General features: G+C 72.5%; 27 protein-coding genes. 4 read left to right on the top strand and 23 right to left on the bottom strand.

Features of this window, described 5'->3' with window-relative positions:
• Positions 1-52: 52 nt before the first annotated feature.
• From ACFWRV_RS34510 to ACFWRV_RS34485, 6 genes are all read right to left on the bottom strand, one after another.
• Positions 53-130 carry a 50S ribosomal protein bL37 gene (locus tag ACFWRV_RS34510; RefSeq protein WP_370454205.1) on the bottom strand — a complete coding sequence of 26 codons (78 nt, stop codon included), beginning with the start codon at positions 128-130 and terminating at the stop codon, positions 53-55.
• A gap of 167 nt (positions 131-297) precedes the next feature.
• On the bottom strand, positions 298-684 hold the full coding sequence (locus ACFWRV_RS34505; protein ID WP_384339875.1) for a VOC family protein: 387 nt from the start codon (positions 682-684) through the stop codon (positions 298-300).
• Between the two features lie 50 nt (positions 685-734).
• Positions 735-1,163 carry a DUF4190 domain-containing protein gene (locus ACFWRV_RS34500; protein WP_384339873.1) on the bottom strand — a complete coding sequence of 143 codons (429 nt, stop codon included), beginning with the start codon at positions 1,161-1,163 and terminating at the stop codon, positions 735-737.
• An 87-nt stretch (positions 1,164-1,250) separates the two neighbouring features.
• A complete protein-coding gene (locus ACFWRV_RS34495; RefSeq protein ID WP_384339871.1) occupies positions 1,251-1,808 on the bottom strand; it encodes an FABP family protein in 558 nt (185 codons plus the stop codon).
• Positions 1,809-2,026: 218 nt separating this feature from the next.
• The gene (locus tag ACFWRV_RS34490; protein ID WP_384339877.1) at positions 2,027-2,245 is read right to left on the bottom strand and encodes an MbtH family protein; all 219 of its coding nucleotides are present in this window, start codon (positions 2,243-2,245) and stop codon (positions 2,027-2,029) included.
• Between the two features lie 144 nt (positions 2,246-2,389).
• Entirely contained in the window at positions 2,390-3,283 is an 894-nt protein-coding gene (locus ACFWRV_RS34485) for a siderophore-interacting protein (protein WP_384339869.1), read from the bottom strand.
• A gap of 291 nt (positions 3,284-3,574) precedes the next feature.
• Here ACFWRV_RS34485 and ACFWRV_RS34480 point away from each other — a divergent pair, with 291 nt between their 5' ends.
• Together ACFWRV_RS34480 and ACFWRV_RS34475 are read left to right on the top strand one after the other, a co-directional pair.
• Complete coding sequence (locus ACFWRV_RS34480; protein ID WP_384339867.1) at positions 3,575-4,198, top strand: hypothetical protein; 624 nt, start codon at positions 3,575-3,577, stop codon at positions 4,196-4,198.
• Positions 4,199-4,230: 32 nt separating this feature from the next.
• Complete coding sequence (locus ACFWRV_RS34475; protein WP_384339865.1) at positions 4,231-5,259, top strand: S66 peptidase family protein; 1,029 nt, start codon at positions 4,231-4,233, stop codon at positions 5,257-5,259.
• Between the two features lie 37 nt (positions 5,260-5,296).
• Here ACFWRV_RS34475 and hypE read toward each other — a convergent pair whose 3' ends face one another.
• From hypE to ACFWRV_RS34445, 6 genes are read right to left on the bottom strand one after another with little or no spacing between them, the layout of a single operon-like run.
• Complete coding sequence (gene hypE, locus ACFWRV_RS34470) at positions 5,297-6,367, bottom strand: hydrogenase expression/formation protein HypE (RefSeq protein ID WP_384339863.1); 1,071 nt, start codon at positions 6,365-6,367, stop codon at positions 5,297-5,299.
• A complete protein-coding gene (gene hypD, locus ACFWRV_RS34465; protein ID WP_384339861.1) occupies positions 6,360-7,508 on the bottom strand; it encodes a hydrogenase formation protein HypD in 1,149 nt (382 codons plus the stop codon). The genes hypE and hypD overlap by 8 nt, the downstream gene beginning before the upstream one ends.
• On the bottom strand, positions 7,505-7,840 hold the full coding sequence (locus tag ACFWRV_RS34460) for a HypC/HybG/HupF family hydrogenase formation chaperone (protein ID WP_384339859.1): 336 nt from the start codon (positions 7,838-7,840) through the stop codon (positions 7,505-7,507). Before ACFWRV_RS34460 ends, hypD begins: the two co-directional genes overlap by 4 nt.
• A 14-nt stretch (positions 7,841-7,854) precedes the next feature.
• Positions 7,855-10,239, bottom strand: a complete 2,385-nt coding sequence (gene hypF / locus ACFWRV_RS34455) for a carbamoyltransferase HypF (RefSeq protein ID WP_384339857.1) — start codon at positions 10,237-10,239, stop codon at positions 7,855-7,857.
• Complete coding sequence (hypB, locus tag ACFWRV_RS34450) at positions 10,236-11,027, bottom strand: hydrogenase nickel incorporation protein HypB (RefSeq protein WP_384339856.1); 792 nt, start codon at positions 11,025-11,027, stop codon at positions 10,236-10,238. The genes hypF and hypB overlap by 4 nt, the downstream gene beginning before the upstream one ends.
• Positions 11,011-11,415: a hydrogenase maturation nickel metallochaperone HypA gene (locus ACFWRV_RS34445; protein ID WP_384339855.1), complete on the bottom strand. Its 405-nt coding sequence runs from the start codon at positions 11,413-11,415 to the stop codon at positions 11,011-11,013. The genes hypB and ACFWRV_RS34445 overlap by 17 nt, the downstream gene beginning before the upstream one ends.
• A 32-nt stretch (positions 11,416-11,447) precedes the next feature.
• Here ACFWRV_RS34445 and ACFWRV_RS34440 point away from each other — a divergent pair, with 32 nt between their 5' ends.
• A complete protein-coding gene (locus ACFWRV_RS34440; RefSeq protein WP_384339854.1) occupies positions 11,448-11,873 on the top strand; it encodes a helix-turn-helix transcriptional regulator in 426 nt (141 codons plus the stop codon).
• Here ACFWRV_RS34440 and ACFWRV_RS34435 read toward each other — a convergent pair.
• The 11 genes from ACFWRV_RS34435 to ACFWRV_RS34385 all read right to left on the bottom strand — a co-directional run bounded on the left by ACFWRV_RS34435 (position 11,849) and on the right by ACFWRV_RS34385 (position 21,325).
• Positions 11,849-11,953 (bottom strand): DUF6893 family small protein, encoded by a 105-nt coding sequence (locus ACFWRV_RS34435; protein WP_384339853.1) that lies wholly within the window; start codon positions 11,951-11,953, stop codon positions 11,849-11,851. The genes ACFWRV_RS34440 and ACFWRV_RS34435 overlap by 25 nt on opposite strands.
• Before the next feature lie 23 nt (positions 11,954-11,976).
• On the bottom strand, positions 11,977-12,549 hold the full coding sequence (locus ACFWRV_RS34430) for a hydrogenase maturation protease (protein ID WP_384339852.1): 573 nt from the start codon (positions 12,547-12,549) through the stop codon (positions 11,977-11,979).
• Positions 12,546-13,991, bottom strand: a complete 1,446-nt coding sequence (locus tag ACFWRV_RS34425; RefSeq protein WP_384339851.1) for a hypothetical protein — start codon at positions 13,989-13,991, stop codon at positions 12,546-12,548. Before ACFWRV_RS34425 ends, ACFWRV_RS34430 begins: the two co-directional genes overlap by 4 nt.
• 1 nt (position 13,992) lies before the next feature.
• Positions 13,993-14,652 (bottom strand): DUF6084 family protein, encoded by a 660-nt coding sequence (locus ACFWRV_RS34420; protein WP_384339850.1) that lies wholly within the window; start codon positions 14,650-14,652, stop codon positions 13,993-13,995.
• Positions 14,649-15,320, bottom strand: a complete 672-nt coding sequence (locus ACFWRV_RS34415; protein ID WP_384339849.1) for a DUF5947 family protein — start codon at positions 15,318-15,320, stop codon at positions 14,649-14,651. Before ACFWRV_RS34415 ends, ACFWRV_RS34420 begins: the two co-directional genes overlap by 4 nt.
• Positions 15,317-16,237: a NifU family protein gene (locus ACFWRV_RS34410; protein WP_384339848.1), complete on the bottom strand. Its 921-nt coding sequence runs from the start codon at positions 16,235-16,237 to the stop codon at positions 15,317-15,319. The genes ACFWRV_RS34415 and ACFWRV_RS34410 overlap by 4 nt, the downstream gene beginning before the upstream one ends.
• A gap of 15 nt (positions 16,238-16,252) precedes the next feature.
• Positions 16,253-18,043, bottom strand: coding sequence for a nickel-dependent hydrogenase large subunit (locus ACFWRV_RS34405; RefSeq protein ID WP_384339847.1), 1,791 nt, complete (start codon positions 18,041-18,043; stop codon positions 16,253-16,255).
• Positions 18,044-18,120: 77 nt separating this feature from the next.
• Positions 18,121-19,203: a hydrogenase expression protein HypE gene (locus ACFWRV_RS34400; protein ID WP_384339846.1), complete on the bottom strand. Its 1,083-nt coding sequence runs from the start codon at positions 19,201-19,203 to the stop codon at positions 18,121-18,123.
• A 150-nt stretch (positions 19,204-19,353) separates the two neighbouring features.
• Positions 19,354-19,926, bottom strand: coding sequence for a DJ-1/PfpI/YhbO family deglycase/protease (locus ACFWRV_RS34395; RefSeq protein WP_384339845.1), 573 nt, complete (start codon positions 19,924-19,926; stop codon positions 19,354-19,356).
• 50 nt (positions 19,927-19,976) lie between these two features.
• Positions 19,977-21,068 carry a glutamate--cysteine ligase gene (locus ACFWRV_RS34390; RefSeq protein WP_384339844.1) on the bottom strand — a complete coding sequence of 364 codons (1,092 nt, stop codon included), beginning with the start codon at positions 21,066-21,068 and terminating at the stop codon, positions 19,977-19,979.
• 29 nt (positions 21,069-21,097) lie between these two features.
• Positions 21,098-21,325 carry a DUF5133 domain-containing protein gene (locus tag ACFWRV_RS34385; protein ID WP_384339843.1) on the bottom strand — a complete coding sequence of 76 codons (228 nt, stop codon included), beginning with the start codon at positions 21,323-21,325 and terminating at the stop codon, positions 21,098-21,100.
• A gap of 338 nt (positions 21,326-21,663) precedes the next feature.
• Between ACFWRV_RS34385 and ACFWRV_RS34380 the strand changes: the two genes are divergently transcribed.
• Positions 21,664-21,912, top strand: a complete 249-nt coding sequence (locus tag ACFWRV_RS34380; RefSeq protein WP_384339842.1) for a hypothetical protein — start codon at positions 21,664-21,666, stop codon at positions 21,910-21,912.
• Positions 21,913-21,939 lie beyond the last annotated feature (27 nt).

Genomic DNA, 21,939 nt, shown 5'->3' with positions numbered 1-21,939 from the left:
CGCGGCCCCGCCACGCTTCTCGGCTTGGCGGGGCCGCGGCGTGTTCGCGCTCTCAGCTCTGCGGACGCTTGCCGTGGTTCGCGCCGTTCTTGCGGCGGGCCTTCTTCTTACGACGTCGCTTCGAGGACATCGAACCCTCCTTCTCTGCTTCGTGATCCGTTGCGGACGGTCCAACGGGCGGTGCGGCCCGGTGATCACCGGGCCGCCTACCCACCCACACCGTGGCAAACACCCGGTGCGCGTGCAACCGGCTGTGCGGCGCCGGGCGGGGGTGGACTGATGTGCTGAGGCCGCCGGTCAGGGCCGGTAGCGCAGGGGATGGTCGTCCGGCACCTCGACGACGGCGATCCGCACTCCGTCGGGGTCCTCGATCCACATCTCGACGAGCCCCCAGGGCTCGCGCCTCGGCGGTCGGAGGACGGTCACGCCTTTCGACCGCAGTTCGTCGTGGGCGGCCTCGGCGTCGTCGACCTGGAGCCAGATCTGCAGGGAGGGCGAGGGCGGGCCGTCGCCCCGGCCGGAGACCTCCAGGAATCCGCCGCCCAGGAAGTAGACGGTGCCGCGCTCGGGTCCCGTGCCGAACTCGCGGTAGACGGCGAGGCCGAGGGCCTCGCCGTAGAAGGCGCGGGAACGCTCGGGGTCGGTGGGGTGCAGCAGGATCCTGCTGCCCAGTACATGCACCATGGGCCGAGCCTACGCCCAGCCCCCGGGGGCGGCGGCCCCTCCGGGATCCGTCAGTTGGTCAGCTCGTCGACGAAGTCGTCCGCGCACCGGTCCTCGGCGGCCTGCCCGTTGGCCTGGTCCACGCAGTCCTCGAAGTTCTTGAACTCCTGCGAGTCGAACACGGAGACGGCCACCACGAGGACGATCACGGACCCGATGAGCCCGAGCGCCCCGAACGCGGCCCCGACTATCGCCATCACCCGGCGCGGCGCGCGGCCTTGGCGGGTGCGGAGCGCGGCGACGATGCCGAAGACGATGGCGAGCAGGCCGAGGAGCAGACCGCCCACCACGGTCCAGAAGAGCAGGCAGGCGACGAGGCCGAGGACCAGGGCGGCGACGGCGAAGCCGTTCGTCCGGGCGGGCTGCTGACCGCCGTAGGGGTCGTGATCGGCTGCGGGCTGCCCCGGGTACGGGGAATCCGGGTACGAGGGAAGGGACATCGGAAAGGTGCTCCTGTTCTCCTGGCTTCCCGTGCACCTGCCCCGTGGTCCGGCCTCCATGCCGCCGCTTCGGTCACGCTCCGGCAACTAAATGCCCTGGCCAGGCGGTTCTCGGCGGAGTTCGGCCGCCAGGTGGTGCTGCAGCGGCCGGCCGACCGCGGCGAGGTCGTGGACGAAGGTGAGCGTGTCCTTGTCCGTCAGGGTGTAGCGGCGGCGGGTGGCGTCGACCTCCTTGGCGGTGGGGGCGAGGGAGACCTGTTCGGTGGCGAGGTCGACGGCGCCGTCGCGAGCGTGGCCGGCCAGGATCTCCGCGATCCCGGTGGGCTGGGTGATCAGGGCCTCCACCAGCCCGTCCGGCTGCAGCCGCCACCAGCCGGTCTCCCGGGCGGACGGCCGCAGCGGGTCGCCCTGGGCGTCGAGCAGCCAGGCCCGGGCCTCGTACGCGAGGAACGGCCGCCCGTCGTGGCTGAACGTGACCTCCTGCGCGTAGGTGAATTCCGCCTCCAGCGTCGGATACCCGCCGCGGCCCGTGCCCCGCCAGGTGCCGAGGTATCCGGACACCGGGGCGAGCAGCGGATGCGGTGCGGGGGACGCGTCGGGGTCGAGGGCGTCGGGGAAGGGGAAGCCGCGGGCAGGGTGGTTCATGCGGGGGTGCGCTCCTGGATCGGTCGGGCGGTTGCCGGGTCGCAGCCTAGGGGCTGTCGCGTACCGGCGCCGCGAGCACGCCGACGGCCCCGCACCAGGCGGGTGCGGGGCCGTCGGAGCGACCGGGTCTCAGTTGTGGGCCGGCAGGGCGTCGGCCCGACGTGCGTGTCCTCGTACGTGCACCGCCAGGCGTACGGGATGCGGCGCTTGAGGGAGCCTCATGTCGGATCGGCCGCCATGGTCGCTGTCAGGCTCTTGGGCCGCAGGTCGGTCCAGTTCTGCTCCACGTAGTCCAGGCAGGCCTGGCGGGTGCCCTCCGGGTGAGCCACGGCCCACCCGGCGGGCACCTCGGCGAACGCCGGCCACAAGGAGTGCTGTCCCTCGTCGTTGACGAGCACCAGATAGGTGCCGTCTTCGTCGTCGAACGGATTGGCCACCGAATCCTCCATGCACTCAGGTAAGGCTGTCTATACCTACTTGTCCGCAAAGCTACTCGCCCATCTCGCGGTTGACTCACCGAATCCCGCACATCACTGGAGATCGCGGCGACCGAGGAAGCAGGTCCCGGGCCCCGGGGGCGGTCAGAGTCCGAGATCGCTGAGGCGGGCCTCGTAGCGGATGGTGAGGTCCTCGGAGTCGCCGGCCGGGTTGTCCCAGAGGGCCTCCAGCTCGGAGCGCACGGTGTCGGGCAGGGCTTCGTACCGCTCGGACCAGGTGTCGGAGTTCGGTATCCAGTAGCCGACGACCTTGAAGCGCTCCGCCGGCAGCCCCAGCTCGCGACGGAGGTAGCGGCGCACCGCGCGCAGCGCGTTGGTCTCCCCGGCCACCCAGACGTACCCGCCCGCGAGGTCCGTGCCGGGCGGGACGGCGGCGGCCACCAGGTCGGCCAGGCGGCTCGGGCCATGGCCGTTTCCGCCGTAGGTCCAGGTCACCTTGGAGTCGGCCGGCTCCCGCAGCGGCAGCGCGGCCGAGGGGTCGGGAGCCTCCAGGACCACCCGGGTCCGGACGTGGTCCGGGGTGTTCTCCAGCAGCCGGGCGGCAGCGGGCAGACCGGTCTGGTCGGCGACCAGCACCTGCCAGGAGAGATCGGCCGGAGGACTGTAGAGCCCGGTGGGGTCGTTGACGCCCACCACGTCCCCGGGCCGCGCCTCGGCCGCCCAGCCGGACGCCACGCCGCCCTCGTGCAGCACGAAGTCGATGTCGAGCTCGCCGGCCTCCGGGCGGACCGCGCGGATCGTGTACGTGCGCATCGGCGCGACGGGCTGCCCCTCGGGGGTCTCCCACCCGCCCTGCTCGGTGGTCCGGGGCAGGGACACGTCGGTGCGGTCCGGGCCGTGCGGGAGGAAGATCCGCACGTACTCGTCACCGACCCCGGTGGTCCGGAATCCCGCCAGCCCCTCTCCGTGGAAGGTGACGCGGGTCATGCTCACGGTGAGCGGCTGCACTCGGGCGACGACGGCTCGGTGGATCGTCATGGACTCTGCCCCTTCGTACGCGTGGTCGGCCTGAGCGCCTCGCCCGCGGGGACGAGGGAACCGAATTGACTTAGGTCAGCCTAACCTTCCGTGGCCACCGGTTCGAGACGGCATCGGTCACGGGGCCGGCGGACGACGGCGCACCCCGCCCTCCGCCGTTCGGCGGAGGAGCCCGACAGCACCGCCCCCGCGCGTCTGCCGATCGGCAGATGGATCCGACGGGGTCCCGGGACCAAGCTGGTGACCACGGCAGACGCCGGTAGCAAACACCCTGCGAAAGAGGAGTTCACCATGCGCGTTCCCACCCTCACCGCACTCGGTATCGCCGCACTGACGGCTCTCACCGCGACGGCGGCGACGGGCGCGGCGCCCTCCGACGACGCCCCCGCCACGAAGCCGGCCACGACCGCGAGTGTCCACGGATCGGCACGGATCCACTATGTGTTCAGCCCCGACGACGACATCCGCTTCACGATCGACGCCGAGGCGGCGCCCTACTCCCGCCCGCTTCCCGGGCTGCCCCAGGGGCTGCCCACCGACGCGCGGGGCACGGTGACCTTCCGCCATGTCGTCGCCGCCACGGGGCAGATCGCCACGGCGAAGGCCCGGGTGGACTGCCTGGTCACCGGCGGCGGCACGGCGACGCTCACCGCCGTCGTCACCCGGTCCGACGTGGGGCCCGCCGGCGAGCGGCTGGGCTTCAGCGTCAGCGAGGGACGCGCGGGCGAGCCGGACCGGCTCGGGTTCTCGTGGGGCGTGGCGAACGTCGACCCCGAGAAGACCGACGAGCAGGGGAACGTCACCGCTCCGAAGGTGGGGACCTGCATGGCGCCCGCGCCCTTCGCCCCGGCCACCCGAGGCGGCTTCACGGTCCGCCACGCCGAGTTGTCCCCGCAGCCGACCGAAAAGCGCTGACCTCGCGCGGGTGGCGTGCCAGAATCCAGCGCATGTCTGTTCGATATCCGCGCCCTCTGCGCCCCGGTGACCGCGTCGGCGTCACGTCCCCGTCGAGCGGGGTGCCCAAGGAGTTGCGCGAGCGACTCGCCGTAGCGGTGCGCGATGTCGAGGCGCGCGGGTACGAGGTCGTGACCGGCCGGTGCATGGACGGCTCCGGGCACGTCAGCGCGCCCGCGGCCGACCGGGCGGCCGAGTTGACGGCGATGCTGACGGATCCCGGCATCAGGGCCGTCGTGCCGCCGTGGGGCGGGGAGACCGCCATCGACCTGCTGCCGCTGGTCGACTGGGCGGCGGTGCGTGCGGCGGAGCCGACCTGGGTGGTGGGCTACTCGGACATGTCGACCGTGATGACGCCGCTGACCCTGCTCACCGGGGTGGCGACCGTGCACGGGAACAACCTCATGGACACCCCGTACCGGGTGCCGGAGGGACTGGTGTCCTGGTTCGACATCGTCGCCGCCCCGCCGGGCCACCGGTTCACCCAGATCCCGCCGGAACGGCACCGCGCCTCGGGCTGGGACGACTGGGCGGAGCACCCCGACGCCCGTACGCTCACGCTCGACGTCCCGGGCCGCTGGACCCGGCTCGACGGCAGCGGCGACGTGGACGTCGAGGGGCGGCTGGTCGGGGGCTGTATCGAGATGCTGTGCAACCTCACCGGGACGCCGTACCTCGACACCTCGGCCTTCGCCCGGACGCACGCCCCGGAGGGGCTTGTCGTGTACGTGGAGGCCGGCGGCGACGACGCGTTCGCCATCTGCCGCTACCTGCACGGGATGCGGCTGGCCGGCTTCTTCGACGCGGCCGACGCCGTACTCGTCGGCCGGACCTCGGCCCCGGACACCGCTTCGCTCACCCAGCACCAGGCCGTGATCGAAGCGCTCGGGCCGCTGAACGTGCCGATCGTCGCCGACGTCGAGTGCGGCCATGTGCCGCCGTACCTGCCGCTCGTCAACGGGGCACGGTGCAGGGTCGTGCACACCGCCACCCGCAGCGAGCTGACACAGACCCTGGACTGACCATCGGAGGGGCCTTTCCACCTGAGCCCCGCGGCCGTCAGCAGATGCGCGGCAGTTGCTCGCCCAGCGGCATGTCCACCACGCGGGTGCCGCCCAGGCCCGTGGCCGCCACCACCATGCCGGGGTGCTCCGCCACGCAGGTCCCGATCCGGACCGCCTCCTTGCCCAGCGGGTGGGCGCGCATCGCGTCCAGGACCGCGTCGGCGTGGTCCGGGGGGACGAAGGCGACGAGTTTGCCTTCGTTGGCGACGTACAGGGGGTCGAGGCCGAGGAAGGAGCAGGCGTTGGCGACCGTCTCGGGGACCGGGAGCGATCCCTCGTCGAGGGCGATGCCGATGTCCGCGGCTCCGGCGATCTCGTTGAGCGAGGTCGCCAGGCCGCCCCGGGTCGGATCGCGCAGGACGTGGAGGTCGCCGCAGACGGCGAGCATGTCGCCGACCAGGCCGGCCAGGGACGCGGTGTCGCTCTCGATCTCGACGCCGAACTCCAGCCCTTCGCGCACGCTCATGATGGCGACGCCGTGGACGCCGATCTGCCCGCTGACCAGGACCGCGTCACCGGCTGCCGCGCGCCCTGGGCGGATGTCGACGCCGTCGGGGACCAGGCCGATTCCGGCGGTGTTGATGAAGATGCCGTCGCCGTGGCCGGCGTCGACGACCTTCGTGTCGCCGGTCGCGACGGTCACGCCCGCCGTGCGGGCCGCGTCGCCGAGCGCCTGCGCCACCCGGCCCACCACCGACATCTCGATGCCCTCCTCCAGGATGAAGCCGCAGGAGAGGTAGGCGGGCACCGCGCCCGCCATGGCCAGGTCGTTGACCGTGCCGTTCACGGCGAGGTCGCCGATGCTGCCGCCGGGGAAGAACAGCGGCCGGACGACGAAGGAGTCGGTGGAGAAGGCCAGCCGGGCGCCGCCCATGGTCACCTGCGCGGAGTCGCCGAGCTCGGCGAGGACGTCGCTGCCGAAGGCCGGCGCGAAGAGGTGCTCCACCAGTTCGGCGGAGAGCGTGCCGCCGCCGCCGTGGCCCATCACGATGCGTTCGTGGTCGCGCAGCGGGGCGGGGCAGGTCCAGCCGGAGAAGTCGGCGGGGGCCGGGGCGGTGTCAGCCAACGGAACTCGCCTCCTTGGCCGGGGCGTTCACGGCGGGGGCTTCCTTCTTCGGGGCTTCGAGCCGCCGGTAGAGGTAGTACGCGGCGCACGCGCCCTCGCTGGAGACCATGGTCGCGCCGAGCGGGTTGCGCGGGGTGCACTCCTTGCCGAACGCGGCGCACTCGTGCGGCTTGATCAGCCCTTGGAGGACTTCGCCGCTGCGGCAGACCGTGGATTCCTCGGTCTCGATGCCGGTGACGGAGAAGCGGTGCTCGGCGTCGTACTCCCGGTACTTGGGCGACAGCCGCCAGCCGCTCTGCGGGATCATCCCGATGCCGCGCCAGGCCCGGTCGGTGACCTCGAAGACGTCGGCCAGCATCTTCTGCGCGGCCGGGCTGCCCTGCTCGTTGACCGCGCGCGGGTAGGCGTTCTCGACGGTGTGCTCCCCCGCCTCCAACTGCCGTACGGCGCGGCGGATGCCTTCGAGGATGTCCAGGGGTTCGAATCCGGTGACGACGATGGGCACCTCGTGCTCGGCGGCGAGGGCCGGGTACTCCTTGGTGCCCATGACCGTGCAGACGTGTCCGGCGGCGAGGAACGCCTGGACCTGGCAGTCCGGCGAGTTCATGATCGCGTCGATCGCCGGGGGCACCCGTACGTGGGAGACCAGCAGGCTGAAGTTGGGGATGGACAGCTTCTTCGCCTGGTAGACCGTCATCGCGTTGGGCGGGGCGGTGGTCTCGAAGCCGATGCCGAAGAACACGACCTCCTTGTCCGGGTTCTCCTGGGCGACGCGCAGCGCGTCGAGCGGGGAGTAGACCACGCGGACGTCCGCGCCCTCGCTCTTGACCTGGAACAGGTCGCGTCCGCTGCCCGGGACCCGGAGCATGTCGCCGAACGAGCAGAAGATCACGTCCGGCCGGGAGGCGATCTCCAGGGCCTTGTCGATGATCTCCAGCGGGGTCACGCACACGGGACAGCCGGGGCCGTGGATCAGCCGGATCCCGTCGGGGAGCAGCTGGTCGATGCCGTGGCGGATGATCGAGTGCGTCTGCCCGCCGCAGACCTCCATGAGGGACCAGGGCTTCGTGGTGAGCGCCCGGATGTCGTCGAAGAGCCGTTTCGCGAGGACCGGGTCGCTGAACTCGTCGAGATACTTCATGACCGTGCCTCCTTCTCACTTGCCGGGGCGGGGAGTTCGGTCCCTGCCGGGCGTTCGGCGCCCGCGTCCTTGGCGGCCTTGCCCCAGTGGTCGCCGAACTCCTCCTCCAGCACGCCGAGGTTCTCGAAGAGTTCCAGGGTCTGGCGCGCCGACTCCTCGTCGAGCCGTTGCAGGGCGAATCCGACGTGGACGATGGCGTAGTCCCCGACCTGCATGTCGGGGACGTACTCCAGGCAGACCTCCTTGACGACGCCGCCGAAGTCGACCTTGGCCATCCGTGTGGCGTCGCGTTCCTCGATCTCCAGCACTCGGCCGGGTACGGCCAGACACATGGCGCTCTCCTCCCTCACTCCTTCGTCCGGGCGGCGACGATCAGTTGACCGAGGGCGAGTCCGCCGTCGTTGGGGGGCACCTTGCGGTGCCTCAGCACGGTGAAGCCGTCCGCCTCCAGTCCCGTACAACAGCCCTCGGTGAGCAGGGCGTTGCAGAAGACACCGCCGGTCAGGGCCACGGTGGCGATGCCCGTGCGCTGCCGGGCCGCCGCGCACACCTCCCGTACGAGGTCGGTCACCGCGCGGTGGAAGCGGCGGGCCACGGTGGGGGCCGGGGCGCCCGCCAGGACGTCCGCCGCGGCGGCGGCGAGGACCGGTCGCGGGTCGGCGATCAGCGGGGCCGCCGGCCCGTCCGGCTCTGCTCCCAGGATGAACCCGTACGCGGACGCGCGCCCGTCGTCGCCGCCCGGGTCGGCCTCCGCGCCGGTCAGGGCCGCGTTCTCCAGGCGCATCGCGGCCTCCGCCTCGTACTCCACCCGGTGGCAGACACCGGCGAGCGAGGACACCGCGTCGAAGAGGCGCCCCATGCTGGAGGTGGGGACGCAGTTCAGGCCGCGCTCCAACTGCCGGTCCAGCAAACGTCGTTCCCCCGGAGGTGCGATGGCCGTGCAGGGCAGGGCGTCCGACCACGGCAGTCCGGCGGCGCGCAGGTGGGACAGCGCCATCCGGTACGGGTTGCGGACCGCCGCGTCGCCGCCGGGCAGCGGGACGTAGCGCAGGTGGGCGAAGCGCGCGAAGCCGTCGTAGTCGGCGATCAGGATCTCGCCGCCCCAGACCGCGCCGTCGTCGCCGTATCCGGTGCCGTCGAAGGCGACGCCGATCACCGGGGAGGCGCCGTCGAGGCCGTGCTCGGCCATCGTGGAGGCGACATGGGCGTGGTGGTGCTGGACCTGGCGCAGCGGGATGCCGCGGGCCTCGGCGGTGCGGCGGGCCCACTGGGTGGACCGGTAGCCGGGGTGCCGGTCGGCGATCAGCAGGCGCGGGGTGACTGCGGTGAGGCCGGTGAGGTGTCCGGTGGCGCGCTCGAAGGCGGTGAGGGTGGCGAGGTCGTCCATGTCGCCGACGTGGGCGGAGAGCCAGGCGTAGCGGTCGTCGGCGGCGCAGAAGGTGTTCTTCAGGTCGCCGCCGACCGCGAGGGCCGGGACGACGGGCAGGGGCAGGGCGAGCGGCAGTGGGGCGTAGCCGCGCGAGCGGCGGACCGGGAGTTCGGCCCCGGCGCAGATCCGGACCACGGAGTCGTCGCAGGGCACGTGGACGGGCCGGTCGTGCCCGAGCCAGGCGTCCGCGAGCCCGTCGAGCCGGGCCAGGGCTTCGGCGTCGTCGGTGACGATCGGCTCGCCGGATCGGTTTCCGCTGGTCATGACGAGGACGGGTGGTCCTGGCGGGTCGCCGGGGAGGCCGAGGAGCAGGCGGTGCAGTGGGGTGTACGGGAGCATCACGCCGAGGTCGGGGCTGCCCGGCGCGACGCCTGGCGCGACGTCGTGGGCGGGGCGGGTGCGGCGGCGCAGCAGGACGATCGGCTTGCGGGGGCCGGTGAGGAGGGCGCGTTCGGCGGCGCCGACGTGGACGAGCGCTTCGACGGTGGCCAGGGAGTCGGCCAGCACGGCGAACGGCTTGTCGCCCCGGTTCTTGCGCTTGCGCAGGGTCCGTACGGCGGCGGGGTCGCCCGCGTCGCAAGCCAGGTGGTAGCCGCCGAGGCCCTTCACGGCGAGGACGGCCCCGGCGGCGAGGAGGCCGCGGGCCGCGTCGAGCGCTGCGGCGTCGTGGAGCGTCCCGGGGTCGTCGGGGCCTCGGCACAGCGTCAGGCGGGGGCCGCAGCGCGGGCAGGCGATCGGCTGGGCGTGGAAGCGGCGGTCGCCGGGGTCGGCGTACTCACGGGCGCAGTCCGGGCACAGGGGGAAGCCGGCCATGGTGGTCAGCGGGCGGTCGTAGGGCAGGCCGGTGACCACGGTGAACCGGGGACCGCAGTGGGTGCAGGTGATGAACGGGTGGCGGTGCCGGCGGTCGGCCGGGTCGGCGAGTTCGGCCAGACAGGCGTCGCAGGTGGCCGTGTCCGGCGGGATCAGGGTGCGTCCGGGGCCGGCGGCGGAGGGGCGGATGGTGAAGCCGCCGTCGTCGTGGGTGACGGGGACGGCCCGGTGGTCGACGGACTCGACGAGGGCGAGGGGCGGTGCGCGGGTCCCGATCGCGTCGGTGAAGGCGTCCACGGCGGACGCCGGGCCCTCGACCTCGGTGCGGACGCCGTCGGCGTCGTTGGTGACCCAGCCGGTGAGGCCGTGCTCCTCGGCGAGGGTGTAGACGAACGGGCGGAAGCCCACGCCCTGGACCGCGCCGCGCACGGTGAGGTGGCGGCGGATCCGTTCGGGGGCCGTCGCGGGCGTGGGCTTCCGGGGGGTCATCGCGGGTTTCCCGCCGGTAGGTGCGCTGCTGCCGGGTCGTGCGGGTGCGGGTGCTCGTGCTCCGCGTCGCCCTCACCGTGATGATGCAGGTGCTTCTCGTGCTGGCGCGCGAGGACCGGCGTGTGCGTCTGACGGCCGTCGGCGGCGCGCAGGACGTGCGCGAGCAGCTTGTCGACGCCTTCGCCGGTGCGGGCGGACGTCTCGATCACGGGCACGCCCGGATTGACCTGCTGGACGCCCGCGAGGAAGTCGTCCCGGCGGAACTCCACCGCCTCGGCCAGGTCGGATTTGGTGACCACGACCAGGTGCGCGAGCCCGAAGGCCGCCGGGTACTTCACCGGCTTGTCCTCGCCCTCGGTCACCGAGGCGAGGGCGATCCGCAGCGTCTCGCCGAGGTCGTAGGAGGCGGGGCAGACGAGATTGCCGACGTTCTCGACGAACAGCAGCCGGGTCCCCTCGGGCAGCCAGCCCTCCAGCTTGCCCCCGAGCATCCCGGCCTCCAGGTGGCACAGCCCGTCGGTGAGGATCTGGCGCACGGGGGCTCCGGAGCGGGCCAGGCGGGTCGCGTCGTTCTCGGTGGCCAGGTCGGCGGTGACGGCGGCGGCCGGGGTGCCACCCGCGAGGGATCTGGTGAGGAGCAGCTCCAGCAGGGCCGTCTTGCCGCTGCCGGGGCTGGAGAGGAGGTTGACGGCCGTGGTGCCCCGGTCGTCGAGGGTGCGGCGCAGCTCCACGGCGTTGGTGTCGTTCTTCGCCAGCACGGCCTGATGCAGATCAACGGTGCGGCACATGGCTCGCCTCCGGTACGTCGCCCCCGTGTCGGCATTCCGGGTCCTCCAGGACGACCCGGGCGATCTCCAGTTCGCGCCCGCCGGTCAGGCTCATCGCCCGTGCGCAGTGCGCGCACCACAGGTCCGGGGGCATCCCGGTCGCGGTGTCCCGGCCGCAGTCCTCGCAGCGGGCCCGCCCCTCCACAGTCTCGATCAGCAGCCGGGCGTCCGCCAGCACAGTGCCCTGGGCCGCCACCCCGAAGGAGAAGTCGAGCGCCTCGGGCACCACACCGGACAGTTCGCCGACCCGCAGCGTCAGCGACCGGACCCGCGCGCCGCCGGGGTCCTGCTCGTCGACGGCGCTCTCGACCTGGTCGACGACGGCCATGGCGATGGACAGCTCATGCACGGCGCTCACCTCCTCGCTACGCTGAGAGGACCATGGCTGGTCACGAGGTCGAACGGCGGGCGCTGCTCACCCCGGTCCTGCTTCTGCTCCTGGCCGAACGTCGGGGTCACGGCTACGAGCTGGTGCAGCGCCTGGGGGCGTTCGGCTGGGAGGAAGCCGAGTCGGCGCACGTGTACCGGCTGCTGCGGGGCATGGAGAAGTGCGGTGAGGTCACCTCGCATTGGTGTGCCTCCGCCTCCGGTCCGGCGCGCCGGGTGTACGCGATCACTCCGCAGGGCGCCATGGATCTCGCCCTGTGGTTCGTGCGGCTGGGAGAACTGCACGGCACCCTCCATCTCTTCCTTGAGCGGTATGTGCAGCTGAAGGACGTCGGGGGCGGGGACGAGCCCCCGCGCCGCTCGGGACACCCTGCGCTTCACTCCGGGCACGGTGACTACATCCGGCGCATGCGCAGGTAGCGCCGGACATCGGGCAGATTCCTGGCGACTCCGTAGAGGGCCGCGAGGCCCGCGGCGACGCCGATCCACATCCAGTGCATCCTGTGCCTCCAACGTCGTGGTCTCAGTTCTTCTGCGGTACGGGACGATCGGGTACGGGGTCCGGCCGGTGGTCCGGTACGGGGGCGGCGCGGCGATTCAGCAGGTCGAGCACCCGTTCCACCGCGGGCTCCACCGCCGCCTCGACGGGCGCGCTGAGCCCCATGCCGTCCGCCGTGTCGAGAGGCTCGCAGCCGACGACGTACACCTCGTCGGGAAGGGTGCCGCCCGCGCCGGCGTGCAGGTCGTGCAGCAGCCCGAGGACGGTGGCGGGGTCCATGGCGTGGGTGTCCAGCGGGCCGGGTGCGGGGCGGGCCTGTGGGGGCCGCGGCCCGACGTCGACGGTGTAGAGCGTGCCGGGCGGGCCGCCCCGGCCGACGATGTCGACCAGGACGAGGGTCCGGTAGCCCTCCAGCAGCTTGTACGCGAGGTGGATCCCGCGGATGCCGGCGTCCATCAGTTCGGTGCCGGGCGGCAGGCGGGACGGGTCCAGGCGGCCGAGCCGCCGAACCGTCTCCACGCCGAAGCCGTCGTCGTGGAGGAAGATGTTGCCGACCCCGGCGACGAGCGTGCGCGCGGGCGTGCCCGTCCTCGTCATGGCTCCTCCTCCCGCAGCGGGGCGACCTCGTCGGGCTTGAAGTAGAGGAAGCGGCCCTGCCGGCGGCGGATGTCGTTGCCCGGGTCGTCGTCCAGGACGACCGCGAGGTGCACTTCCCCGTCCAGGTCGGCGACCACTGCTTCGACGGTGGCCCGGCAGCCCCGCAGGAACGTGTCCTGGGCGTCCGTGCGCCGGGCGCCGGGGGTGAGGAGGACGCGGCTTCCCTCGCCGACGGCCTCGCCGTCGACGGAGACGGTGGTGGGGGTGTCGGCCGCCTCGGGGTCCTGCTGCGGGTCCCACCAGGGGTGCCCCGTGCCTTCGGGCAGGGTGAGTCCGGCGGCGGGCGCCGCGCTCTCGTCCTCCCCCGTGACCTCGCGCAGTCCGCGGATCGCCCCGTGCAGCCGTTCCCGTACCGCTTCGGGCATGGTGTCGACCAGGTCGATGACCTCGGCGGCGCGGGCGTCGGTGCCGCGTGCCTCGCGCTTCTCGTGCTCGGTGAGCGCGGCGGTGCGCAGCGAGAGGATCTCGTCGATCTCGGTGGCGTCGTAGAGGGGGCCGGGGCTCTCGTCGGCGAGGACGGGGTGGTCCTCCAGGATGATCGGCGAGGAGAGCACGACGTCCTCCCGGTCCGCCGGGCCGGCGAGGACGGGCCAGGTGTTCTCGTTGCGCAGTTCCGCGACGGCGGGCCGGGCCCACTCGGGCGGGTCGGTCATCGACAGGAAGCGGCCGCCCGCCACGGCGAGGAGCAGATGCGCGCCGATCATGCTGTGCGGGAGGGCGTCGTCGCGACTGCCGCCGTCGGGCGGCGGGGGCGCGTCGACGGTGTTGTCCACGGTGACGGTGAGGCGGGAGATCCGGTAGGGGCCGGGGAGTTGTTCGACGTACGGGCGGATCTCTCCGGTCAGGCGGCCGCGTCGGTGTACCAGCCGGCCCAGGGTGCGGCCCTCGTCGTCGAGCACCGGTTCGTGTTCGGTGCCGGGCGGCAGGTCGAAGGTGACGGTACGGGTGTGGGCCTGCTCGCCGGTGAGTTCGGCGAGGGGGGCGTGGAGGCGGATGCGTTCCTCGTGGCCCTCGTCCCAGGGGACCAGGACCCGGTCGGGCAGCTCCAGTTCGGGTACCTCGGTGTAGGAGCCGTCCGGGTCGAGGCGTTCGACGGTCCGCCGCCGTACGTGCAGGAAGCGCAGCTCCGCGTCGAGCCGGTCGCCCGAGCGGGGTTCCAGGAGGATGTCGGTGCGCTGCCGGGCGTGTTCGCCGCCCTCGGCGGTGCGGGCGGGCGGCACGAGGACGCCGAACTGCCAGCGCATCCGGTTCTTGGCGGAGGAGGCGCGGTACGGGTAGAGGACGTAGCCCTCGAAGAGGACGGCGTCGGCGACCGTGCGGGCCTGGTCGAGCGCCTCGTCCAGCCGGTCCGTGAGGTCGGGGGCGCGGTGCGGAGCGGTCATCTCACTCGGCCCCCTTCACGTCCGCGGCTTCGGCGGCTCCCGCGGCGGCGAGGAGGTCCTCGAAGACGCGCTCCCAGGAGGGCAGGGCGCGCGTGGACCGGTAGCGGCGCAGGTCCTCCAGGCAGTCCTTGCGCAGCCGCAGCCAGCCCGTGTTGGGGAAGTAGGCCTCGATCAGCTCCTGCCATACGGCCACCGGCATCAGGCAGGACGCCTCCTTGTGCCAGGGGATCGGCTCGGCGCGGAAGCGGTCGCGGCCGGTGAAGACCGTGCCGGAGAAGAGCATCAGCAGCGGCACCTCGCCGCGTGCCAGGGCCCGGAAGTAGGAGGCGGAGGCGACCTCGGTGTCGTAGGTGCAGGGCACCGGGAGGTCGACGTGGGTGGTGCCGGTGAAGGCGGGCACGGTGATGGAGGCGTGGGCGAACTGGAGCGGTTTGAGGGTGCTGCTCCAGCGGGTCGGTTCGCCGAACAGGTCGCCGAGCATGTCGACCTCGTCCGGGTCGTAGGTGCGCTTGGCGGGTTCGATGCGGATCTGGCAGCGCAGGGCGACGGCGTGGACGGGCAGGTGGTCGCGTTCCTCGATGCGCAGGCCGAACAGGAGCGTGGGGCTCGCGCCGTAGGGCTCGGGCCTGACGCCGGTGCAGTGGAAGTCGAGGTCGGTCACGGGGCGCCCCCCGGGTCCGCGACCGCCCGCCCGGAGGTGCCCTCCGCCGGAGTCTCGGCGGGCAGGGGCCGAGCGCGGGACGCGACGCGGTCGAAGAACTCCGCGAGAGCCGCGCGGGCTTCGGATCCGCCGTCGAATCCCTTCCAGTGGAGCCGCATCCGGCCGACGAGTTCGTAGGCGACGTCGATGGGGACGAGGGTGCAGGTCGCGGGCCGGTCGCGTTCGGCGTGCAGCAGCAGCGCCTCGACGTCGTCCTGGAGGAGTCCGGTGAGGCGGGTGCCGCCGATGACGGCGTCCCAGGTCGCGGGGTCGAGTTCGCTCTCGGTGGCTCCGGCGGGGCTCGGGTAGAAGGCGGCGAACCGGTCGAGGGCGGAGTTGCGGAAGAAGAAGGCGAGCCCGACGGGGATCTGGAGGCGGTTCCAGCCGTCGCCGTCGAGCGCGAAGCCGGGGTCGGTGAGGTAGCGGTCGGGGACGGCCCGGAAGCGGCCCTGTCCCGCGCCCGGCCGGGTGAAGAGCAGGTGGCAGGGCAGGCAGGAGCACTTGAGGGATCGGCGGGTGGTGTCGACCAGGTGCCGGTGCGTGTCCGGCAGCGGCTCCCCGCACAGTTCGCACCGCTCCCCCGGCGGCGGGGGCCGGCGGGTGAACTGGGCCAGCACGCCGGCGCTCACGACCCGGCCCCCAGCAGCTCGGGCAGCGCGACCCGGACGGCCCCGTCCTCCTCCAGCAGCGGCAGCGGTTCCAGGTGGCCGTGTTCGCCGCGTCCCGCGTGCCGTACGTCGAACCGGGCGGCGCACGCGGCGCAGCTGAGGAATTCCCCGTCGATGGGGGCGGTGCGCAGGTCGGCCCCGCAGCCGGGGCAGCGGTCGCGGTAGGCGTAGAGGTTGCCGGGGAGCCGGACGAGCAGGAGTTCGTTGCCGTCGACGTCGGCGACGCGGGTGGTGCGGTCGTGTGCGGGCAGGACCGGTGCGGACAGGGTGTGCCAGCGCGGCGGTTCGGCGGAGGCGTCGATCGGCGGGGGCCCGGGCGCCGCGGGGAGAGTGTCGTCGGGCGGGCGGGGCTGGATCTGCAGGAGGGGCGGTTCGGCGGGGGCGGGTTCGGCGACCCCTTCCACCTCGATGTGCGCGATCTCGGGGGCGAGGCGGGCGACGGCTTCCTCGATGGTCCAGCGCACGGTCTGGGTGGAGGACGGGCAGCCGTCGCAGCTGCCGCGCAACCGCAGGCGCAGGGTGAGCCCTTCGGCGGCGTCCATGTCCAGTCCGGCGACCTCGACGTCGCCGGCGTGGGAGCCGAGGTAGGGGCGGACCTTGTCGAGGGCACGGCCGACCCGGGTCGGGGTGTCCTCGGGGTGCAGGTCGTGCAGGATCAGCAGGTCGCCGACCAGTTCGTCGGCGGTGAGCACCGACAGGGGGTCGGTTCCGGCGGGGGCGGCGCGCAGCAGCCGTACGGTGCGGGCGAGGCCCTCGCCGTAGAACTCCACGACGCTGCGCACCAGTTCGTCGGCGGTCTCGCGGGCCCGGGGTCCGGCCTCGCGTCCCAGTCGGTCCAGCAGTTCGCCGATGCGTGCACCGGGGTCGGCTCCCGCCATCGTGGGCCCCTCTCGTCAGCCGCCCGCCAGTCCGCTCAGCCCGGTCGGCATGTGGGTCTGCTCGATGGTGCGGCCGCCTCCGACGTACATGTGCACACCGCACGGCAGGCACGGGTCGAAGCTGCGGACGGCCCGCATGATGTCGATGCCCTTGAAACTCTCGGGCGGGTTCTCCTCGAAGATGGGGGTGTTCTGGACGGCGTCCTCGTACGGTCCGGGGGTGCCGTAGCTGTCGCGGACGCTGCCGTTCCAGGGGGTCGGCGGGTAGGGGTGGTAGTTGGCGATCTTCCCGTCCCGGATGACCATGTGGTGGGAGAGGACGCCGCGTACCGCTTCGGTGAAGCCGCAGCCGATCGACTCGTCGGGGACGTCGAACTGCTCCCAGGTCTGGGTGCGTCCGGCCCGGACCTCCTCCATGGCCTGTTCGGCGAAGTGGAGGGCGGCGGCGGCCGCGTACGCCTGGAAGTAGGTGCGGGCCCGGTTGCGTTCGATGGCGTTGGACCACTTCGGGATCGTCCACTCCAGCGCCATCTCCGGCTTGGTCATGGTACGCGGGAGGTTGATCCGGACGCTGTGGCCGGTGGCCTTGATGTAGCCGATGTCGACGAGTCCGGACAGGGCCGTGGACCAGAGCCGGGCGATGGGCCCGCCGCCGGTGTCCAGGGCGAGGTGGTCGGTGCCGTCGAACCAGCGCGGCGACATGACCCAGCTGTACTTGTCCTCGAAGTCCCGCTTCTGCGGGGCCGGGATGGTGTGCTGGTTCCAGGGGTGGCGTTCGTCCAGCTCGTTGCCGAGGGGGTCGCGTTCGACGAACTTGCCCATGCCCGCCCAGTCCTCGTAGTACGAGCTGCCGAGCAGGATGCGGATGCCGAGGTTGATGTCGACGAGGCTGTTGGTGACGAGCTTGCCGTCGACCACGACACCGGGGGTCACGAACATCCTGCGGCCCCAGTCCTCCATGTTGGCGTACGTGAAGTCGCAGTACTCCGGGTCGTTGAGCGCGCCCCAGCAGCCGAGCAGGATCCGCCGGCGGCCGACCTCCTCGTAGCCGGGCAGCGCCTCGTAGAAGAAGTCGAAGAGGTCGTCGTGGAGCGGGACGACGCGCTTCATGAACTCCACGTAGCGGGTGAGGCGGGTGAGGTAGTCGGTGAAGAGCTGGATCGTCGCGACCGTGCCGACGCCGCCGGGGTAGAGCGTGGAGGGGTGCACGTGGCGGCCCTCCATCAGGCAGAACATCTCGCGGGTGTAGCGGCTGACCTGGAGGGCCTCGCGGTAGAACTCGCCCTCCAGCGGGTTCAGCGAGCGCATGATGTCGGCGATGGTGCGGTAGCCGTGGTCGGCGGCGTGCGGGGCCTCGGTGCGTTCCGCGAGTTCGAGGACGCCGGGGTTGGTCTCGCGGACCATCCGCTCGCAGTAGTCCACGCCGACCAGGTTCTCCTGGAAGATGTTGTGGTCGAACATGTACTCGGCGGCCTCGCCGAGGTTGATGATCCACTCGCCGAGGTGCGGGGGCGCGACCCCGTACGCCATGTTCTGCGCGTAGACGGAACAGGTGGCATGGTTGTCGCCGCAGATGCCGCAGATGCGGCTGGTGATGAAGTGGGCGTCGCGCGGGTCCTTGCCCTTCATGAAGACGCTGTAGCCGCGGAAGATCGACGAGGTGCTGTAGCACTCCGCGACCCGCTTCGCAGCGAAGTCGATCTTGGTGTGGATGCCGAGGCTGCCGACGATGCGCGTGATCGGGTCCCACGACATCTCCATGAGGCCGTCAGCGTCGACGACGGGTTTGCCGGTCGCAGTCGCCATGGTCCCGCGCCGCCTTCCTGGTAGGTCGTGCTGCCCGTCCTGGCCCTACGGCCCTCCGGGGTGTCCGGGGGCGCCGGTCACCAGGGCGGCCGGTAGCCGGTCTTGATCGTCTCGGTCTTCGTCCGCCACTTCGGTTCCTTGTCGGCCGTCTTCACGGTGAAGCTGCGCAGCCGCCGGACGACGGAGCCGTACACCCCGCTGGCCGCCGCCGACACATGGCCGCCGGGCGGCTCGTCCATGAACGGCATGAACTTGTCCGGGAAGCCGGGCATGGTGCAGCCGATGCAGATGCCGCCGACGTTCGGACAGCCGCCCACCCCGTTGATCCAGCCGCGCTTGGGCACGTTGCACTTGACGACCGGGCCCCAGCAGCCGAGTTTCACCAGGCACTGCGGGGATCCGTACTCGTCGGCGAACTGGCCCTGCTCGTAGTAGCCGGCCCGGTCGCAGCCCTCGTGGACGGTGGCGCCGAACAGCCAGGTCGGCCGCAGCTCCTCGTCCAGCGGAATCATGGGCGCGGCGCCGGCGGCCTGGTAGAGCAGGTACAGCAGGGTCTCGGAGGCGTTGTCCGGATGCACCGGACAGCCGGGGATGCAGACGATCGGGATGCCCGCCTTCGACTTCCACTCCCAGCCGAGATAGTCGGGTACGCCCATCGCTCCGGTGGGGTTGCCCGCCATGGCGTGGATGCCGCCGTAGGTGGCGCAGGTGCCGATGGCGACGACCGCGAGGGCTTTGGGCGTGAGGCGGTCGAGCCATTCGCTGGTGGTGATCGGCTGGCCGGTCTCGGGGTCGTCGCCGAAGCCGCACCAGTAGCCCTCGGGCTTGATGCGCTCGTTCGGGATGGAGCCCTCGACCACCAGGACGAAGGGTTCCAGCTCACCCCGGTCGGCCTTGAAGAACCATTCGACGAAGTTGTCGGCGCCCTGGACGGGCCCGCACTCGTAGTCGATGAGCGGCCAGTGGACGGCGACCTTGGGCAGGCCGGGCAGGGCGCCGAGCGCGAGTTCCTCGATGCTCGGCTGGGTGGCGGCGGTGAGGGAGACGGAGTCTCCGTCGCAGCTCAGCCCCGCGTTGATCCACAGAATGTGAACGGTCGGGTCTTCCGGAGGGGCTTCGGTGACGTCCGCGTCGGCCGTGGTGGCGGTCGGGGGGTTCATGAGCCCTCCTCGGGTCGGCCCGCGTGCAGGATCTCTGGCCAGCAGCCTTGTTCCTGCATACCCCGAGGGCGTCCCGGCGGGTAAGTGCGGCGTGGCCCTATTGCCCGCGTGCACCTGCCCCGCCGGGTGGAGCGCTCATTGGCGGCCGGCTCAGGACTCGGCGAGCACGGCGTCGATCTCGCCGACGAAGTCCTCCAGGTCGCCGGGGTTCCGGGAGGTGATCAGCGGCCAGCCGGCGGCGTCGTCGCGGACCACCGGCTTGTCGACCCAGGTGCCGCCCGCGTTGGTGATGTCGGTCCGCAGCGAGGCGTACGAGGTCAGCGTCTTGCCCTCGATGTAGCCGCCCTCGATGAGCGCCCACGGCCCGTGGCAGATGGCTGCCACCGGTCGGCCGGAGGCGGCGAACGAGCTGACGATCCGGGTGGTGGCGTCCTCCAGGCGCAGCGAGTCGGCGTTCAGTGTGCCGCCCGGGACCAGGAGGAGGTCGTACGCGGCGGGGTCGACCTCGTCGAGCGTGAGGTCGGGCCGCACGGTCTCGCCGGGATCGCGGTCGCCGACGAGGGTGCGGATCCCGTCGGCGGAGACCGCCGCCACGCTGACCTGTGCCCCGTGGTCGCGCAGATGCTTCACGGGGACGACGAGTTCGTCCTGCTCGACGCCGTAGTTGGTGACGATGGCCAGGATCCGGCGGTCTTCGAGTGCGTTGGTGGACTTGGTCGACATGGATTGCTCCGTTCCTCTGGTGTCATTCGGCGGATGCCGTTCGGCAGGACTCAGCCGGCCGTGATCCGCACGCATTCGGCGACGGTGTCGCGCAGGCTCCCGGTCCGCGCCAGGGTCTCGCGCTGGATCCGTGCCCCGTTGCCGCGCCGGTCCACGGCGGCCAGGGCCGTCTCCACGGCCGTCAGGTCGCCGCTGTCCTCCAGGGCGTCCCGCACATGGTCCAGCAGGGCCCGCAGAACATCGGGCGCGGGCTCCGGCCGACGGGTCCGGGGGTGGACCAGCCGGCCCTCCAGGCCCGAGCGGCCCGCCTGCCAGGAGGCCGCGCGCAGCAGGGCCGTGCTGGTGCCCAGGGGCGGCTCACCGGCCCGCCACTCCCGTGCGGCCGTCTCCACCAGACCGCGTACCAGCGTGGCCAGCAGCACGGTGTCGGCCGGGTCCAGGCAGACGTCCGCGATCCGGAACTCCACGGTGGGGTAGCGGTGCGAGAGGCGCGCGTCGAAGTAGATCATCCCCTCGTCCCGGAGCACTCCCGTGCCGACCAGGGACCGCACCTGGGCGTGGTACGCCTCGGCGGAGCCGTGGACGTCGACGGGGCCCGCCGACGGCCATCGTCCCCACACCTGGCTGCGGTAGCTGCTGTACCGGCTGTCCTGCCCCTGCCAGAACGGGGAATTGGTGCTGAGGGCGAGCAGGACGGGCAGCCAGCAGCGCACCCGGTCGAGCACGGCGACGCCCTCCTCGTCGGAGGCCACCGAGACATGGACGTGGCAGCCGCAGGTCAGCTGCTCCTGGGCGGTCAGCCCGAAGCGCTCCGCCATCCACCGGTACCGCTCCCCCGTGCCGATCTTCGGGCTGACCGGGAGCGGGGAGGTCGCCAGGGCCACGACCGACGCCCCGGCGTCCGCGGCGTGCCGTACCGCCTCTCCCCGCCACCGGTGGACCGACTCGGCGAGTTCGCCCATGTCCGCACAGGGGTGCGTGGAGAACTCCAGTTGCTGGCGATGCAGTTCCGGCTCGAAGGCCGACTCCCCCTCCGCGTCCTTCTCGGCGATCGCCAGCACCGCCGAGGACAGGGCCTCCGCCTCTCCGCTGGCCGAGTCGACCAGGAGCAGTTCTTCTTCGACACCCACCGTGCGGACCACGGGCCCTCCCCTTCGTGGCTCGACGGCGATCAGGCGGAGAGGACGGAGTCGTCCTCGGGCCGGGCGCCGGGCAACTGATGGCGGGCGGCGACCAGCGCGCTGTCGACGTCACTCGTGCCGGTCGACACGCACAGCGTGTACGCCACGTCGTCCATGCGCTGCCGGGCTTCCTCGTCGCCGTCCTCCGCGTGCAGCACACGCAGCGCCTCGTACTGCTCGATCAGATTGCGCAGCACGGTGGGGTGGGCCATCAGCATGCGGGGAGTCCTTCCGCCGGGTTCGTCGGGTGACGTCGTGCGCCCGAGTGGGGGCAACGCCCCGGGTACCCGCGCTCGGGCGCCCCACACTCCGCGGCGGCGTTTCCGCCGCCCCGGCGCGCGACACGCTCCCGGCCGGTGGCCCGGGGCTCCCAATATGGCCGGACGCCACGGGCCCCGCATCTTCTCCCGTCCTCTCCCGGAGCGTGGTGCGGGAGGCGGCGCCCCTGTGTCCCCGGCCTCACCGGATTCGGGGAGTGCTTCGCCCGGCAGCGGGTACCCACCTGGGCGCATCACTCCTCCCCGGGTTCACCGGGGCAGTACGGAAGGAAGCTCTCATGACCGACCGCAGGCCGGAAGGCACCGCCTACACCGGGGCGTCCGGCAGCCCGCCTCCCGTACCGGCGGACATGCCGGACCAGCAGAGCCAGGAGGGCGAGGACGCCCTCGACATACCGGTGCCGGACCGGGTGGCCCGCCAGGACGACGAGCCCGAGCTGGACGAGGCCGGCGCCGGCCGGAACGCGCCGCGCAACGCGGGCGCGCATCCCGATGAGCACCCTGCCCCGGACGAGACGACGGGCTGACCGGCCGCCCCGCGCACGACATGCCGG

The organism is Streptomyces sp. NPDC058576, assembly GCF_042718715.1.
Lineage (GTDB): Bacteria > Actinomycetota > Actinomycetes > Streptomycetales > Streptomycetaceae > Streptomyces.
The sequence above is the reverse complement of the archived record's forward strand: the minus strand, read 5'-3'. Positions and strand labels throughout refer to the sequence as shown.

Bases quoted from the DNA above. Each gene is read 5' to 3' on its own strand.
- ACFWRV_RS34510 (WP_370454205.1), bottom strand. From the start codon at position 130: ATGTCCTCGAAGCGACGTCGTAAGAAGAAGGCCCGCCGCAAGAACGGC.
- ACFWRV_RS34505 (WP_384339875.1), bottom strand. From the start codon at position 684: ATGGTGCATGTACTGGGCAGCAGGATCCTGCTGCACCCCACCGACCCC.
- ACFWRV_RS34500 (WP_384339873.1), bottom strand. From the start codon at position 1,163: ATGTCCCTTCCCTCGTACCCGGATTCCCCGTACCCGGGGCAGCCCGCA.
- ACFWRV_RS34495 (WP_384339871.1), bottom strand. From the start codon at position 1,808: ATGAACCACCCTGCCCGCGGCTTCCCCTTCCCCGACGCCCTCGACCCC.
- ACFWRV_RS34485 (WP_384339869.1), bottom strand. From the start codon at position 3,283: ATGACGATCCACCGAGCCGTCGTCGCCCGAGTGCAGCCGCTCACCGTG.
- ACFWRV_RS34480 (WP_384339867.1), top strand. From the start codon at position 3,575: ATGCGCGTTCCCACCCTCACCGCACTCGGTATCGCCGCACTGACGGCT.
- ACFWRV_RS34475 (WP_384339865.1), top strand. From the start codon at position 4,231: ATGTCTGTTCGATATCCGCGCCCTCTGCGCCCCGGTGACCGCGTCGGC.
- hypD (WP_384339861.1), bottom strand. From the start codon at position 7,508: ATGAAGTATCTCGACGAGTTCAGCGACCCGGTCCTCGCGAAACGGCTC.
- ACFWRV_RS34460 (WP_384339859.1), bottom strand. From the start codon at position 7,840: ATGTGTCTGGCCGTACCCGGCCGAGTGCTGGAGATCGAGGAACGCGAC.
- hypF (WP_384339857.1), bottom strand. From the start codon at position 10,239: ATGACCCCCCGGAAGCCCACGCCCGCGACGGCCCCCGAACGGATCCGC.
- hypB (WP_384339856.1), bottom strand. From the start codon at position 11,027: ATGTGCCGCACCGTTGATCTGCATCAGGCCGTGCTGGCGAAGAACGAC.
- ACFWRV_RS34440 (WP_384339854.1), top strand. From the start codon at position 11,448: ATGGCTGGTCACGAGGTCGAACGGCGGGCGCTGCTCACCCCGGTCCTG.
- ACFWRV_RS34435 (WP_384339853.1), bottom strand. From the start codon at position 11,953: ATGCACTGGATGTGGATCGGCGTCGCCGCGGGCCTCGCGGCCCTCTAC.
- ACFWRV_RS34430 (WP_384339852.1), bottom strand. From the start codon at position 12,549: ATGACGAGGACGGGCACGCCCGCGCGCACGCTCGTCGCCGGGGTCGGC.
- ACFWRV_RS34425 (WP_384339851.1), bottom strand. From the start codon at position 13,991: ATGACCGCTCCGCACCGCGCCCCCGACCTCACGGACCGGCTGGACGAG.
- ACFWRV_RS34410 (WP_384339848.1), bottom strand. From the start codon at position 16,237: ATGGCGGGAGCCGACCCCGGTGCACGCATCGGCGAACTGCTGGACCGA.
- ACFWRV_RS34405 (WP_384339847.1), bottom strand. From the start codon at position 18,043: ATGGCGACTGCGACCGGCAAACCCGTCGTCGACGCTGACGGCCTCATG.
- ACFWRV_RS34400 (WP_384339846.1), bottom strand. From the start codon at position 19,203: ATGAACCCCCCGACCGCCACCACGGCCGACGCGGACGTCACCGAAGCC.
- ACFWRV_RS34395 (WP_384339845.1), bottom strand. From the start codon at position 19,926: ATGTCGACCAAGTCCACCAACGCACTCGAAGACCGCCGGATCCTGGCC.
- ACFWRV_RS34385 (WP_384339843.1), bottom strand. From the start codon at position 21,325: ATGCTGATGGCCCACCCCACCGTGCTGCGCAATCTGATCGAGCAGTAC.
- ACFWRV_RS34380 (WP_384339842.1), top strand. From the start codon at position 21,664: ATGACCGACCGCAGGCCGGAAGGCACCGCCTACACCGGGGCGTCCGGC.